Annotated in this window: 13 protein-coding genes; 9 read left to right on the top strand and 4 right to left on the bottom strand. The window is 58.1% G+C overall.

From position 1 onward, the window contains the following. Positions 1–29: 29 nt before the first annotated feature. The 3 genes from grxC to ACR0IO_RS17950 are packed head-to-tail and all read left to right on the top strand — an operon-like array spanning position 30 to position 1572. On the top strand, positions 30–287 hold the full coding sequence (gene grxC / locus ACR0IO_RS17960; RefSeq protein WP_155146681.1) for a glutaredoxin 3: 258 nt from the start codon (positions 30–32) through the stop codon (positions 285–287). Then, on the top strand, positions 287–1117 hold the full coding sequence (locus ACR0IO_RS17955) for a carbon-nitrogen hydrolase family protein (protein WP_480743312.1): 831 nt from the start codon (positions 287–289) through the stop codon (positions 1115–1117). Before grxC ends, ACR0IO_RS17955 begins: the two co-directional genes overlap by 1 nt. Positions 1118–1131: 14 nt before the next feature. Beyond that, complete coding sequence (locus tag ACR0IO_RS17950) at positions 1132–1572, top strand: MarR family winged helix-turn-helix transcriptional regulator (RefSeq protein ID WP_155146677.1); 441 nt, start codon at positions 1132–1134, stop codon at positions 1570–1572. A gap of 2 nt (positions 1573–1574) precedes the next feature. Here ACR0IO_RS17950 and ubiG read toward each other — a convergent pair whose 3' ends face one another. Continuing rightward, positions 1575–2321 (bottom strand): bifunctional 2-polyprenyl-6-hydroxyphenol methylase/3-demethylubiquinol 3-O-methyltransferase UbiG, encoded by a 747-nt coding sequence (ubiG, locus tag ACR0IO_RS17945; protein WP_480743310.1) that lies wholly within the window; start codon positions 2319–2321, stop codon positions 1575–1577. Between the two features lie 48 nt (positions 2322–2369). On the opposite strand from ubiG, the gene pip reads away from it, so the two are divergent. From pip to infB, 6 genes are all read left to right on the top strand, one after another. Further along, positions 2370–3347 (top strand): prolyl aminopeptidase, encoded by a 978-nt coding sequence (gene pip, locus ACR0IO_RS17940; RefSeq protein WP_155146672.1) that lies wholly within the window; start codon positions 2370–2372, stop codon positions 3345–3347. Then, positions 3344–4165, top strand: a complete 822-nt coding sequence (locus tag ACR0IO_RS17935; RefSeq protein ID WP_480743306.1) for an ABC transporter substrate-binding protein — start codon at positions 3344–3346, stop codon at positions 4163–4165. Before pip ends, ACR0IO_RS17935 begins: the two co-directional genes overlap by 4 nt. A 183-nt stretch (positions 4166–4348) precedes the next feature. Beyond that, positions 4349–4939, top strand: coding sequence for a ribosome maturation factor RimP (gene rimP, locus ACR0IO_RS17930; RefSeq protein ID WP_170469736.1), 591 nt, complete (start codon positions 4349–4351; stop codon positions 4937–4939). Then, complete coding sequence (gene nusA, locus ACR0IO_RS17925; protein WP_170336685.1) at positions 4939–6558, top strand: transcription termination factor NusA; 1620 nt, start codon at positions 4939–4941, stop codon at positions 6556–6558. Before rimP ends, nusA begins: the two co-directional genes overlap by 1 nt. A gap of 22 nt (positions 6559–6580) precedes the next feature. After that, on the top strand, positions 6581–7204 hold the full coding sequence (locus tag ACR0IO_RS17920) for an RNA-binding protein (RefSeq protein ID WP_155146664.1): 624 nt from the start codon (positions 6581–6583) through the stop codon (positions 7202–7204). 8 nt (positions 7205–7212) lie between these two features. Next, positions 7213–9687, top strand: coding sequence for a translation initiation factor IF-2 (gene infB / locus ACR0IO_RS17915; RefSeq protein WP_155146662.1), 2475 nt, complete (start codon positions 7213–7215; stop codon positions 9685–9687). A gap of 72 nt (positions 9688–9759) precedes the next feature. Here infB and ACR0IO_RS17910 read toward each other — a convergent pair whose 3' ends face one another. The 3 genes from ACR0IO_RS17910 to tdh all read right to left on the bottom strand — a co-directional run bounded on the left by ACR0IO_RS17910 (position 9760) and on the right by tdh (position 12570). Beyond that, positions 9760–10590, bottom strand: coding sequence for an alpha/beta hydrolase (locus tag ACR0IO_RS17910; RefSeq protein WP_480743302.1), 831 nt, complete (start codon positions 10588–10590; stop codon positions 9760–9762). Beyond that, entirely contained in the window at positions 10590–11477 is an 888-nt protein-coding gene (locus ACR0IO_RS17905; RefSeq protein WP_480743299.1) for a tryptophan 2,3-dioxygenase, read from the bottom strand. Before ACR0IO_RS17905 ends, ACR0IO_RS17910 begins: the two co-directional genes overlap by 1 nt. Before the next feature lie 64 nt (positions 11478–11541). After that, on the bottom strand, positions 11542–12570 hold the full coding sequence (tdh, locus tag ACR0IO_RS17900) for an L-threonine 3-dehydrogenase (RefSeq protein ID WP_480743525.1): 1029 nt from the start codon (positions 12568–12570) through the stop codon (positions 11542–11544). Positions 12571–12585 lie beyond the last annotated feature (15 nt).

Here is a 12585-nt window from a genome sequence, read left to right as displayed (position 1 = left end):
GGATTGCGCGAAACCCAAGGGAACGGAATATGAAACCGGTAGAAATCTATACCTCGCCTTTGTGCGGATACTGTCATGCGGCCAAGCGTCTGTTGAAACAGAAGGGTGTCGAGTTCAAAGAGATCGACGTGCTTTTGCATCCCAAACGCAAACCCGAAATGATCAAGCGTGCCGGTGGAAAGCGCACTGTTCCCCAGATTTTCGTGGGTGAGACACATGTAGGTGGCTGTGATGATCTGTATGATCTGGATCGTCAGGGCAGGCTGGACGGTCTTCTGGCGGCCTGATGAAAACAGCACTGCTGCAGATCACCTCGTCGGACGACCCGGCCGAAAACCTCGAAATCGTGCGCGCGATGATGGCCGATGCTGCCGCTCAGGGCGCTCGGTTTATCCTGACGCCCGAGGTTACCAATTGCGTCTCGACCAGCACGACGCGGCAGCGTGAGGTTCTGCAACACGAAGAAGACGACATCTCTCTGGCTGGCCTGCGTGAGCAGGCCGCCGCGCTGGGCGTCTGGCTGTTGATCGGCTCTTTGGGGATCAAAACTCATGACGCCGACGGCAGATTCGCCAACCGATCGTTTATGATCAACCCGCAGGGTGAGGTCGTGGCGCGGTATGACAAGATTCATATGTTTGATGTGCAGGTCACCGAATCTGAGACATTCCGCGAATCAGCAAACTATCGGCCCGGAACCAGGGCCGTTGTGGCTGATACGGACTTCGGCAAGGTCGGAATGACAATCTGCTACGACCTGCGCTTTCCGCATCTTCATTCGGCGCTGGCACAGGCCGGTGCGCGGATTTTGACGGTTCCGGCGGCGTTTTCTCCGGTCACGGGTGCTGCGCATTGGGAATCACTACTGCGTGCCCGGGCCATAGAAAACGGGTGTTGGGTGATTGCGCCTGCGCAAACCGGCGAGCATCCCAAGACACGCGGAAAGACGCGTTATACCTATGGTCACAGCATGGTTGTCGCCCCTTGGGGAGAGGTGCTGATCGACGCAGGGACCGAGACCGGCATTCACTTTTTCGATTTGGATGATAGTTCTGTGACAGAGGCGCGCCGACGCGTACCCTCGCTGACACATGTCCGTCCCTTTGACGGGCCCTGATCCAGAACCGGACCATGACTGACGAAACCAATGCCCTTGCGGTCGCGCTGTTCAGCGAGATCCTGACCGCAGATCAATTATTGCGGAATCGGCTGAGCCGAGTACTGCCCAAGGGCATGGAAATTTCGCATTTCTCGGTGCTCAATCATCTGGTTTTTGTTGGTGGTGAACGGAGCCCGGCGCAACTGGCAAACACGTTCCACGTGACACGGGGTGCCATGACCAACACTTTGGCCAAACTGGAATGGGCTGGTTACGTCCATATTCGCCCTGACTGGGACGACGCCCGCCGCAAGATGGTGGCGATCAGCCCGGCCGGGCGGCGTGCGCGCGATCAGGCCATTTCCTCGATCGCGCCTTTGATCAATCGTGTCGTTGGTGAGCTGGGGCTTGAGCGCGTTCGCGCCACCTTGCCAGTGTTGCGTGATCTACGCATCCAACTGGAAGACGAATAGGGTCAGCCGGGCTTCACACTCGCCGTCACATAATTCACGCTCAGATCCCGGTCCGAGATCGACCAACTCCACAGGATCGGGTTGAAGACAAACCCCTTGCGGTCCACCGGCTCCATCCCGGCCTGGCGAAGCAGGTCGAACAGCTCATCCGGGGTGATGAACTTGTTCCATTCATGCGTGCCGCGTGGCAGCCAGCGCATTACGACCTCGGCCCCGAAAATTGCCATCGCATATGATTTCGGGTTGCGGTTGATGGTGGAACAGATCTCAAGCCCGCCGGGTTTCAGCAATTGCCGCGTGGCGGTCAGGTAGGACAGCGGATCGGCCACGTGTTCGACCACTTCCATGTTCAGAACTACGTCGAATTGCTCACCAGCGGCGGCCATGTCCTCGGCAGTGGTGTGGCGGTAGTCGATGTCCAGCCCCGATTGTTCGGCGTGGATACGGGCAACCGGCAGATTCCCTTCGGCGGCGTCCGCGCCGACAACCTCCGCTCCAAGGCGTGCCATGGGTTCGCTCAGCAGCCCGCCGCCGCAACCAATGTCCAGCAGGCGAAGACCCTGAAACGGCCTTGCGTCTTTCAAATCACGGTCGAATTCGGCTGCTATCTGCTGTGTGATATAATCAAGACGGCACGGGTTGAGCATGTGCAGCGGTTTGAATTTACCATGCGGATCCCACCATTCCGCAGCCATCGCCTCAAATTTTGCGATCTCGGATGGGTCCACAGTGTTCGGATGCGCTTGCATTCCTGTCTCCGTATGCTCTTTTACGCTTAAGGACTATATAGGGCCATAATGGACAAGTACCCGGACCAAAAGCGCGCAGTTCAATATCTCTATCCGCCGACCGATCCTTTTGATCAGCGTGTGGTGGATATGGGTGATGGACACCGCATCTATGTGGAACAATGCGGAAATCCCGATGGGATACCCGTCGTGGTGTTGCATGGGGGGCCCGGTGGCGGCTGCAGCCCTGCGATGCGGCGGTACTTTGATCCCAAGGCGTATCGGGTGATTCTGTTTGATCAGCGCGGGTGTGGACGGTCACGTCCGACGGCGTCGGTTGAAAACAACACGACCTGGCATCTGATCGCTGATATCGAGCGTTTGCGCAAAATCTTCGAAATCGATGAATGGATCGTCTTTGGGGGCAGCTGGGGCGCGACATTGGCGCTGATTTATGCTCAGACCCATCCAGATCGGGTCAGCCGGCTGGTTTTGCGTGGCGTGTTCCTGATGACGCAGGCCGAGCTGGACTGGTTCTACGGCGGCGGTGCCGGGAAATTCTGGCCAGAACAATGGGCGAAATTCACCTCTCTTCTGCCGGCGAACGAGTTGTCCGACACAATTGGCGCCTATCATAAACGGTTGTTTTCGGGTGATCGCGCGACCGAGATCCTTTACGCCCGCGCCTGGTCACATTGGGAAAACGCGCTAGCCTCAATCCATACGAATGGCTCGGTTGGCGAAAGCCCCGGCGAATATGCGCGCACCTTTGCGCGGCTGGAGAATCACTATTTCATCAATGGTGGTTTTCTGGAGTTTGATGGGCAAATTCTGGATCAGATGGATCGTATCGCTCATATACCCGGACACATCGTGCAGGGTCGCTACGACATGATCTGCCCGCCTCAGGCCGCGTGGGAGCTTGCCGAGCGTTGGCCGAACGCTGATCTGAAGATGGTGCGTCAGGCCGGTCACGCGTTGTCCGAGCCCGGCATCAGCGCCGAACTGGTTCGTATCATGGATCGTGTGGCGGAGGGTTTGGTATGACGCGCATTGACCGTCGTGCTCTGTTCGCATCCGGTGCCGCTGCAGCGCTGTTGGCGGCTACAGGCGCATCACTTGCTGACACCCCCAAATCCGGTGGCGTTCTTCGGTTGGCGGTGCCGCGTGATGACAGCCTCGAACAGGTTGCGCGCGGCGCGGTCTTCGACAATCTAACGGAAATCGCCCCGGACGGAACCCTGCGCGGAGAATTGGCAACAGGATGGCGAACAGATGCGGATGCGCGTGTCTGGACCTTTGATTTGCGCGATGATGCGCGTTTTCATGATGGCGATGCGCTGAGGGTCGAGGATGTGCTTGCCGTTTTGGCACAGGTTGGGCAGGTCGAAGCGCTGGACCCCAATCGCTTACGCCTTGAGCTGACTGAGGCCAATCCCGGATTACCCTTCCTGCTTGCCGACAGTCGTTTCGTTATCACCCGGGATGGGCAGGATGTGACGCCGCTCAAATCGGCGAATGGAACGGGCTGTTATCGGGTTGAGCGCGCGGAAGATGGTCGGCACTTTCTGGGGCGCCGCGTAGCCGGCCACTATAAGGATGGCCAGGCAGGCTGGCTGGACGCAGTTGAGATTGTCGTGATCCCGGATGCCACCGTTCGTGCCGAAGCCCTGCGGGACGGGTTCGTGGATGTTGCGGCAATGCCGGATGCTGATGGGATTCGCTCGGTACGCGGATTGCGGTTCCATCCGACCGAGGTGGAAATGGCGCTTGCCGTTTCATCAAATGTGGGGCTGCCGCGCCAGATCGGGCGGCAGGGTCCGTTGGATGACGGGCGGGTTGCTGAACGCTGGTGGATGATCTGAGTTCGGCGGAATTCTGACCCTGTTTTGTCTGGCCGGCGACGTGGGGGTTGCAGATTCGGATTCTCCTGCGTATATGCATTTGCAACAGCGGCGTGTCGGACTTCTGGTCCGGGGCTCCACCGGAAAAGATCGACGGGCCGCGCGCCCGTTTTTTTGTGCCCGTATGACAGGGTAGAGAACCAGATGACAAACGACCTGATAGCCAAAGCAGCCATCGACCGGCGACTGGCCGAGATCATCACCCCTGTGATCGAGGATCTGGGGTATGAGCTGGTCCGCATTCGCCTGATGAGCGGCAAACAGACCACGCTGCAGATCATGGCTGACAAGCCCGATGGTGGCATCGAAGTGGATGACTGCGCCGAAATCTCGAACGCGGTCAGCGCCACGCTGGACGTCGAGGACCCGATTCTTGACGCCTATACTCTTGAGGTATCGAGCCCCGGTATCGACCGCCCCCTGACTCGCCTCAAGGATTTCGAGACCTTCGAGGGATATGAGGCCAAGATTGAAACCGCAGAACTGATCGACGGCCGCCGCCGCTTCAAAGGCGAATTGGCCGGCATCGAAGGGGACGAGGTTCTGATCAACATCCCCGAGGGGGGCGAAACAATTACCATCGGTCTGCAATTCGACTGGCTGAGCGACGCCAAGCTGGTTCTGACCGACGACCTGATCAAGGAAATGCTGCGCCAGCGTAAAGATGCGGGTGCTCTGAACGAAAACGCCTTCGACGAGATTGAGACCGAAGGGTCCGAAGAGGAGACGAACTGATGGCAATTACCTCAGCCAACCAGCTGGAGCTTTTGCAAACCGCCGAGGCCGTGGCCCGCGAAAAGATGATCGACCCCGGTCTGGTTGTCGAAGCGATGGAGGAATCGCTCGCCCGTGCCGCCAAGAGCCGTTACGGCGCCGAGATGGACATTCGCGTGTCGATCGACCGCAAGACCGGCAAGGCGACCTTCACTCGCGTCCGCACCGTGGTTGAGGATGACGAACTGGAGAACTACCAGGCTGAGATGACCGTCGAACAGGCGCGCCAGTACATGGAAGCGCCCGAAGTCGGCGATGTGTTCGTTGAAGAAGTTCCGCCGGTTGAAATGGGCCGTATCGCGGCACAGTCGGCCAAGCAGGTTATCCTGCAGAAGGTTCGTGAAGCTGAGCGTGATCGTCAGTACGAAGAATTCAAGGATCGCGCAGGCACCATCATCAACGGTGCCGTCAAACGCGAAGAATTTGGTAATGTCATCATTGATCTCGGTGGTGCCGAGGCTGTTCTGCGTCGCAACGACAAGATCGGCCGCGAAAGCTATCGCCCGAATGATCGCGTGCGTGCGTATATCAAGGAAGTACGTCGCGAGGTTCGCGGCCATCAGATCTTCCTGTCGCGCACCGCACCGGAATTCATGGCCGAACTGTTCAAGATGGAAGTGCCGGAAATCTATGATGGCATCATCGAAGTTAAGGCCGTGGCCCGTGACCCTGGTTCGCGTGCCAAGATCGCAGTGATCTCGTATGACGGCTCTATCGATCCTGTCGGTGCCTGCGTTGGTATGCGCGGTAGCCGTGTTCAGGCCGTTGTAAACGAGCTGCAGGGTGAAAAGATCGACATCATCCCGTGGAACGAAGATCAGCCGACCTTCCTGGTGAACGCGCTGCAGCCTGCCGAGGTCTCCAAGGTGGTTCTGGACGAAGAAGCCGGCAAGATCGAAGTTGTAGTGCCCGAAGAACAGCTGTCACTGGCCATCGGCCGCCGCGGTCAGAACGTACGTCTGGCCAGCCAGCTGACCGGTCTGGACATCGACATCATGACCGAAGCCGAAGAATCAGCGCGTCGTCAGAAAGAATTCGAAGCCCGTACCAAGCTGTTCATGGATAGCCTGGATCTGGACGAATTCTTCGCGCAACTGCTGGTTTCCGAAGGATTCACCAACCTCGAGGAGGTTGCCTATGTCGAGATCGACGAACTGCTGGTCATTGACGGTGTGGACGAAGGCACCGCGCAGGAACTGCAAACACGTGCGCGCGAATTCCTTGAAGCACAGGCAAAAGCCGCGCTGGATGCGGCCCGTGCCTTGGGTGCCGAGGACAGCCTTATTGAATTCGAGGGTCTGACACCCCAGATGGTTGAGGCTCTGGCCAAGGACGACGTCAAAACTCTGGAAGACTTTGCAACCTGCGCAGACTGGGAACTGGCCGGTGGCTGGACCACGGTCGATGGGGAACGCACCAAGGATGATGGCGTTCTGGAGCCTTTCGGTGTGTCGCTGGAAGAGGCGCAGGATCTGGTTATGACCGCGCGCATCATGTTGGGCTGGGTTGATCCGGCTGAACTGGAACAGGCCGAAGAAGAAGTCGACGGCGAGACAACTGAAGAGGAGGCCGAGGCCTGATCGCAGGCCTCGGGTGGCGCAAATGGGTCGCGGTGGCGTCCATAAAGATCGGTCCGAAGGACCTGAGCGGAAATGCATCGCCACAGGCGAGATTCAGCCTAAATATGGGTTGATACGCTTTGTGACGGGGCCCGATGGTCAGGTCTTTCCGGATGTTGCAGCTAAACTGCCGGGGCGTGGTGTCTACGTATCGGCGGATCGCGCGGCTCTGGATCAGGCTGTGGGCAAAAAGCTGTTTGCCCGCGGGTTCAAGGCGCAGGTGACCGTGCCTAAAGACCTGACGGACGAGGTCGAAAGGCAGGTCTCGCGTCGTGTAATCGAACTGCTGAGCTTGGCACGCAAGTCGGGCGACGCGGTTGCCGGTTACGAAAAGGTCAAGACGTGGCTGGACCGGGAAGAGGCACAAGTGCTGATTCAGGCCGTCGATGGATCGGGGCGCGGCAAGTCGAAACTGAGCACACCGCACTTCGGTAAATACATCGGATGGCTGACCGCAGACGAATTAGGACAGGCATTTGGGCGCCAAACCGTGATTCATGCGGCGCTGGCCTCTGGCGGACTCGCCAAACGTGTTGTAGAGGAAGCGCAGCGCCTGCGTGGCTTGCGCGAAACGGATGACGGCGGCAGGGGCCGCGCGGAAGGGTAAGAAGCTTTATGAGCGATAATGACGGCAAAAAGACATTGGGTCTTCGTGGCGGGGCACGCCCCGGAAATGTGAAACAGAGTTTCAGCCACGGACGCACCAAGAATGTCGTGGTGGAAACCAAACGCAAGCGCGTGGTGGTCCCCAAGCCGGGTGCGACCAAACCGGGCGGTGGCGCTGCGCCATCGGGTGATCCTTCGCGTCGTCCTGCAGGTATTTCCGACGCCGAAATGGCGCGCCGGATGAAGGCATTGCAGGCTGCCAAGGCCCGTGAAGCCGAAGAGGCCGCAGCCCGTGAGGCAGCCGAAAAGGCGCGCGAAGAAGAGCGCGCCCGCCGTCGGGCCGAGCAAGAGGCCAAGGAACGTGAGCAGCGTGAAGCTGAAGAACGTGCACGTGCCAAAGCCGAAGAGGAAGAGCGCAAGCGCAAAGAGGCAGAAGAAGCTGCCAAACGTGCCGCAGCAGCGCCTGCACCGGAAGAGCCCAAAGCGGCCCGCAGCCCGGCAAGTAAACCAGCGCCAGCAGCCGCACCGCGCAAGCAGGAGCGTGAACGCGAACAGCGTGGTCGTGGCAAAGGGCGTGACGACAACCGCCGTTCGGGCAAACTGACTCTGGGTCAGGCCACAGGTGGCGAAGGCAACCGTCAGCGTTCGATGGCCGCGATGAAGCGTAAGCAGGAGCGCGCGCGTCAAAAAGCCATGGGCGGTACGGTCGAGCGGGAAAAGGTGATCCGCGACGTTCAGCTGCCCGAGGCGATCATGGTGTCCGAGCTGGCAAACCGTATGGCCGAGCGTGTGGCTGACGTTGTCAAATCGCTGATGCAGATGGGTATGATGGTTACGCAAAACCAGACCATCGATGCCGACACTGCCGAGCTGATCATTGAAGAATTTGGCCACAAGGTGACCCGTGTCTCTGATTCGGACGTGGAAGATGTCATCAAAGAGGTCGAGGACGACGAAGGCGATCTGCAGCCGCGTCCGCCGGTTATTACCATCATGGGTCACGTTGACCATGGTAAAACCTCGCTGCTGGATGCGATCCGCGATGCACGCGTCGTGGCGGGCGAGGCTGGTGGCATCACCCAGCATATCGGTGCCTATCAGGTGAAAACCGATGGCGGTACAACGCTGACCTTCCTGGATACGCCGGGCCACGCGGCCTTTACTTCGATGCGCTCACGCGGTGCTCAGGTAACGGATATCGTGGTTTTGGTGGTTGCAGCCGACGATGCGGTGATGCCGCAGACCATTGAGGCGATCAACCACGCCAAAGCGGCCGGAGTGCCGATGATCGTGGCGATCAACAAGGTCGACAAACCGGACGCCAACCCGGACAAGGTGCGCACCGATCTGCTGCAGCACGAAGTGATCGTCGAGAAGATGTCGGGTGAGGTTCAGGACGTCGAAGTGTCCGCCATCACCGGTCAGGGTCTGGACGAACTGCTGGAAGCCATCGCGCTGCAAGCCGAGATTCTGGAGCTGAAAGCCAACCCGGATCGCGCCGCCCAAGGTGCCGTGATCGAGGCGCAGCTGGATGTAGGTCGCGGCCCTGTGGCCACCGTTCTGGTTCAGAACGGCACGCTGCGTCAGGGCGATATCTTCGTTGTGGGTGAGCAGTACGGTAAGGTTCGTGCGCTGATCAACGACAAGGGTGACCGCGTCAAAGAAGCTGGCCCGTCGGTTCCGGTTGAGGTTCTGGGTCTGAACGGCACGCCCGAAGCGGGTGACGTTCTGAACGTGACCGAAACCGAAGCGCAGGCTCGTGAGATCGCTGCTTATCGTGAGCAAGCCGCCAAGGACAAACGCGCTGCCGCTGGTGCCGCGACAACCCTTGAGCAGCTGATGCAGAAGGCCAAGGAAGACGAAAACGTCACCGAGCTGCCGATTCTGATGAAAGCGGACGTGCAAGGTTCTGCCGAAGCTATCGTTCAGGCGATGGAGAAGATCGGCAACGAAGAAGTCCGCGTACGCGTTCTGCACTCGGGTGTCGGCGCGATCACTGAAACGGATGTCGGTTTGGCCGAAGCCTCTGGTGCACCGATCTTTGGCTTCAACGTGCGTGCCAACGCATCGGCGCGGAACACAGCGAACCAGAAGGGTGTCGAGATCCGTTATTACTCGGTGATCTATGACCTTGTGGATGACGTGAAAGCCGCCGCATCCGGCCTGCTGAGCGCCGAGATCCGCGAGAAGTTCATCGGGTATGCCGAGATCCGCGAAGTCTTCAAGGTCACTGGTGTTGGCAAGGTCGCTGGCTGTCTGGTCACCGAAGGTGTTGCCCGCCGTTCCGCAGGTGTCCGCCTGCTGCGCGACAACGTGGTGATCCACGAAGGCACGCTGAAGACGCTCAAGCGCTTCAAGGACGAAGTGGCCGAGGTTCAGTCGGGTCAGGAATGCGGTATGGCGTTCGAAAACTACGACGATATCCGTGCGGGCGACGTGATTGAAATCTTCGAGCGCGAAGAGGTTACTCGTACGCTGGACTAATTCCGGCAAAATCTAAGTGTTCAGAAACAGCGGTCCAATCGGGCCGCTGTTTTTTGTTCAAATCTTCAAATTTTAATCAGTATGGGTCGTCACAAACGTTCCAGGATGCAGGATGATATCGAAATGATGCATCCCCATTTGCAGATCAAAGCTGACCGAGTGCCCGGCCCGACGCAGCAGTTCGGCATAATCCCGGCTTTGGCGGATGAATTCAGGCGTGTCCCTCTCGGCAACGGTCACTCGATAGCGTGGCCCCGGCGTTGGCAGATGCAGATTGGGTGAGAGGTCGTGAACCTCGACCGGGCTCAGCTGCAGAGGGTCGTTTACGGGTGTTAGAGAGATCGGTTCAAGATCGAACACTCCGCTGATCAGGATCACATCGCGGACGCGTAACCCTGATCGGGCCAGAACATCAGAAGAACTGGCCATCACCATTGATGCCAGATGCCCCCCGGCACTGTGTCCGGACAAGGTGATCCTTGACGGATCAAAACCCAATTCCTTTGCCCGACCAGCCAGCCATAGCAAAGCCTGGCGGCATTCATCGATCATCTGTCCCAGGCGTGCCTTTGGAGCAATCGTATAGTTCAGCGTGGCAAAGGCGTGTCCACTTTCAATCAGGGCAGGGGCCATCATCGCCGATTCGCGCTGACTGAGCGCCTGCCAATACCCGCCGTGAATGAAAACGTGCAGGGGTGCCCCGGGCTTTTGCGAGGGGAAGAAGTCCAGAACGTGTTCCGGACTGTCGCCATATCTGAGGTTTTCCTGAATTGTCAGATCGTCGCGCGCCTGCGCACTTAGCGCTTTGTAGCTGGCAAGATACGGTGTGATGTCACCGCCAACCATCGAGCTGGGGGAATACTCCTGATTGAGTTCGGTTTGGCTAAATCCGCGATACAACATCAGCTTTGCTCGCTATACATCAGTTCTGTCCGCATGTCGTAGAGATCGTGAAAGAACCGCAACTCCAACGCTTTGCGCAAGAACGCAACGCCGCTGGAACCACCTGTGCCGGGTTGCATGCCGATCACACGCTCTACCGCGGTGGCATGATCAAAGCGCCAGCGCTGGAACAGCGACTCGACGTCCATCAGCTTTTCGGCCAGCGCATAAAGGTCCCAATACTTGTCCGTGTTCCGGAACACCTCGACCCAGATTTTAACAATACGCGGGTCACCTGAATAGGGTTGTGCGTAATCACGGTCGATCAAATCCTGTGGCACATCGAAACCCTGCCGGGCCAGCATATGCAGGACCTCATCGTAGAGCGAAGGTTTGGTCAGCGCGGCGTTCAGCATTTCCATGACCTCAGTGTCATGTTCATGCACTTTCAGCGTAGATGGATCTTTATTGCCCAGAATGAACTCGATCTGACGGTAGCCATAGCTTTGAAACCCGGATGAGCTGCCCAGGGCCTGCCGGAACGTCATGTAGTCGGCTGGCGTCATGGTCAGCAGAGTTTCCCAAGCTGTGATCAACTGCCGCTGAATGGCTTTGATCCGGTCCAGATTCTTCATGGCCGGCCCAAATTCGTCCTGCTGCAGGAAACGGCGCACCTCGACCAACTGGTGGTGCATCAGTTTCAGCCACAGCTCGCTGACCTGATGGATGATGATGAACAACATCTCATCCGGCTGCGCTGGTTCCTGAAAGGTCTTCTGCAGATTCAGCAGGGTCTTGAGTTGCAGGAAATCGCCATAGCTTTTGCGATGAGTGTCCGCAAAATCGGTGACCAGAGAGTCTTCGATCCCCCGTTCCAACAGGCGGTCGTCTTTGTTTTTGTCACCCATATTGCCCCTCCCTTCGGTGATTTTTGCACCTGTTTAGGGGCTAGTTTTGCAACTTTCCAGTGTGTTAGCCCCAGTCCAGAACCACCTTGCCGGATTGACCTGATTTCATGGCAGCAAAACCCTTAGCGAAATCATCGACAGGAAACTCGTGGGTAATGACACGGCTGACATCCAGGCCATTCTGCAGCATCGCAATCATCTTATACCAGGTTTCAAACATTTCACGGCCATAAACGCCTTTGATGGTGATTGCCTTGAATACGATGCGGCTCCAATCAACCGGCGATTTGCCGGGGGGAATGCCCAAAAGCGCAATTTTCCCACCCATCACCAGGGCCTCGACCATCTGATCAAGCGCGGCCTGAGAGCCTGACATTTCCAGACCGACATCAAACCCTTCTTTCATCTCAAGTTCGTCAATGACGTCCTGCAGATCTTCTTTGCTGACATCGACCGCGCGCAGTGTTGGCACGACATGCTCGGCCAGTTTTAGACGATCCGGGTTGATGTCGGTGATCACCACGTGCCGTGCCCCGGCATGGCGGGCAACGGCCGCCGCCATGATACCGATCGGTCCTGCGCCAGTGATCAGCACATCTTCCCCCAGCAGATCAAAACTCAGCGCCGTATGCACTGCATTGCCCAATGGGTCGAGAATGGCGCCGATTTCATCAGGGATATCATCGGGCAAAGGTACGACATTGAACGCCGGCAGCTTCAGGTACTCAGCGAACGCGCCCTGTTCGTTCACACCGATCCCGCGCGTGCCGGGGTCGAGGTGGAACTTGCCCGCCCGGCTTTGACGACTGTCGGTACCAATCAGGTGTCCTTCGCCCGAGCAGCGCTGACCAATCTCAAGCCCGGTCACATTGCGCCCGATCTCGACGATTTCGCCTGCGAACTCATGACCTGTGATCAGCGGTACCGGTACAGTGTGCGAGGCCCAGTCATCCCAGTTCCAGATGTGGATATCGGTCCCGCAAATCCCTGTTTTCCTGATGCGGATCAGCACCTCCTCCGGGCCGATCTCAGGGACCGGAGCCTGTACCTTCCACAGTCCTTCTTCCGGTTTGGATTTTTCCAATGCTTTCATCGTGTTTGCACGCAT

This window comes from Ruegeria sp. CE12 (assembly GCF_056537525.1).
Note: the sequence above shows the minus strand (reverse complement) of the source record. Positions and strands in the feature narration are given on the sequence as shown.